At 44.1% G+C, this 2,288-nt stretch carries 2 protein-coding genes; both read right to left on the bottom strand.

The window, feature by feature from the left end; all coding sequences use genetic code 11:
* Window positions 1-1,199, bottom strand: a 1,199-nt coding sequence (locus NC238_15645) for a B12-binding domain-containing radical SAM protein (GenBank protein MCM1567339.1), incomplete at its 3' end; no start/stop codon positions are given.
* Window positions 1,200-1,238: 39 nt separating this feature from the next.
* Complete coding sequence (locus NC238_15650; GenBank protein ID MCM1567340.1) at window positions 1,239-1,706, bottom strand: DUF420 domain-containing protein; 468 nt, start codon at window positions 1,704-1,706, stop codon at window positions 1,239-1,241.
* Window positions 1,707-2,288: the final 582 nt, after the last annotated feature.

Here is a 2,288-nt window from a genome sequence, read left to right on the forward strand (position 1 = left end):
TTTTCCACATTCCAATCCTTATTCTTGTCCAGGTTACTCACATGCTCATACAACTGTGAACCGGGTAACGGGAAGGGAACATTAAAGGAAATTAGATCGATGGGGAGTTCAAGCGCATAACGAAATGTGTCATCAATCGAGGCGGTTGTTTCACCCGGATAACCGACGATGAAAAAAGCGGCAATTTCGATGCCCGCATTATGGAACTGGTGAACTGCATTTTGCCCTTCTTCGAGCGTGGTCTGCTTTTTCATTAATTTGAGGGTATGCTGATTGCCGGATTCCAAGCCCAGGTAGACTCGGCGGCAGCTGGCTTTCTTCATGATTCTCACGATTTCTTCATTGACCCCTGTAACCCGCGATAAGCAGCTCCATTTCATCTTCTTGCCAACCATACGGAGGCAAAATTCTTTGAGGAAGCGTGGATCAAGGGTGAAATTGTCATCAGCGATCCACAGGCTGTCATAACCCAGTGCCTTAATTTGCTCGATCTCGGCGAATACCATATCCAGGTTTCTGCGGCGAAAATGATCGCCGAAGACCGGTCGTGAACAAAAATCACAATTGAAGGGACAACCGAAAGTGGTCATAAGGGAGGTGGTTTTCGAGCCATCCTGCTGCTGCCAAACCTGTTGATACGCAGCATGGTCAAAGTCATCACGGTATGGAAGTGGAAAAGATGCGAATTCATTTTCGTTATGATGGACAACTGGATTATTAATCCGGTGGTTCTCATTTTGAACGAAGAGCCCTGCATAAGATTCAAGAGATAATTCGCCAAGTTGGTTTTTCTTTAGGCGGAGATCAAAGAAATCCATGCAAAAACGAGGGAAACTTAAATCATCTTCCCCGCGAAACACAACATCAAAGCGTTCGCTGTATTGTTCCGGGTAGAGAGTGGGTAATGGCCCACCTGCCACAAGCAGACTCTCTGGAATATTCGTTCGCACCATCTCTGCGATTCTGAAAGCATTCCGGCTTAATGTCACCATAACGTAAATGCCCACAATATCCGGGTGGTAATCTTCGAGTTTTTTTTGAATAATTTCGAAAGTCTCAAAGGTACAATCAAAAATCCTTGTTTCCATTCCGAGTCGATGAAGCTGACTGGCAAGATATGCCTCCCCGAGGGGTGGGAACAAGATTTCGTTTGCTGATCTTGTTCGGAAATAAGGATAAATCAAGGCAATTCGAGGCATTCGTGATTTCTCCATTAATAGGAAAAAGGAGAATGTGACCTAAATACCAATAATAAAGGCTTCAATATATACGGCCACTCCAAGTAAAGTGGCTAACATGTAAAGCGCATACGAAGTACGCATAAACCATTTGTAATTTTTGAACCGCAATCTTTGGGGTACCAATTGATTGCCTCTCAAAACGACAAATATGCCCAGGACCAGACCGATCGACCCAACAAAAGCGTGAACCGTTGTGACGCCATAAGAACCCTCAAAAAACTTATCCGGAAGTCCGGGAAGTATATGGACAAAAAACGATTTGATCATCACACCGAGTACTACTACGGCATTGATTATGGCGGCGACGGTTTGAACCCATCGGTGTGCCTCGACATGATGATGGCGGATCAATCTCCAACCAATTGTGAATAGGGTTGCAGTCAGCAATATCAGGATGAGTGAAATATCTGATAGTAAGGTGGCATGAGTTCCCAAGAATCCTGGTCGGTTAAAGAAATCAATCATTGATTCTCCTGATATTATCAATACCTCATCAAATGGTTGATCGCGTCCATTTATTGATTGTAGAATGAATATTGATAATCTCCAAGCCGCAATTTGATTTCAGCGCTAATGGTTTGTAACACAAAGGGACAGGTTATATCCCAGTTATTCGTATTATTCGATAAGGTAGAGGTCACGAAGTACTCGCGGGAGTAGTGGTTCTCTGGCCTGGCCGTCACATCGTCCCGGTGTCCTTCGGGAGGGCAGGCGAATACCTCTTCGGGGCACAGGTCCACTCCTCGTTCCTATTCTCGAGGCGCCCAACGCACTCACATTCCCCGTTCGGGAATGCAAACATCGCGGAAATGGGCGTTTTTGGTCCACACATGCGTCAATTCCTTCTTTAAGAATATTTCCTGGAGGATAGCGGAGTTTTATTTTGAATACAACCTATTAATTTAGATAGGTCATATACGTACGATGATAACAATGGGCTAAAAAAACTGGCTTTAATCTGGCAAAAAATATTAGTTTGCAGTTTTTAGGTGATTAATAGATTATGGAAACCCTGCTGTCAAATCAACTTGGGTAACCTCAGTTTCA

The sequence above is a fragment of the Dehalobacter sp. genome (assembly GCA_023667845.1).
GTDB lineage: Bacteria > Bacillota > Desulfitobacteriia > Desulfitobacteriales > Syntrophobotulaceae > Dehalobacter.

What these genes read in the sequence shown, in the direction of transcription:
- NC238_15650 (MCM1567340.1), bottom strand. Translation starts at nt 1,706, where the DNA reads ATGATTGATTTCTTTAACCGACCAGGATTCTTGGGAACTCATGCCACC.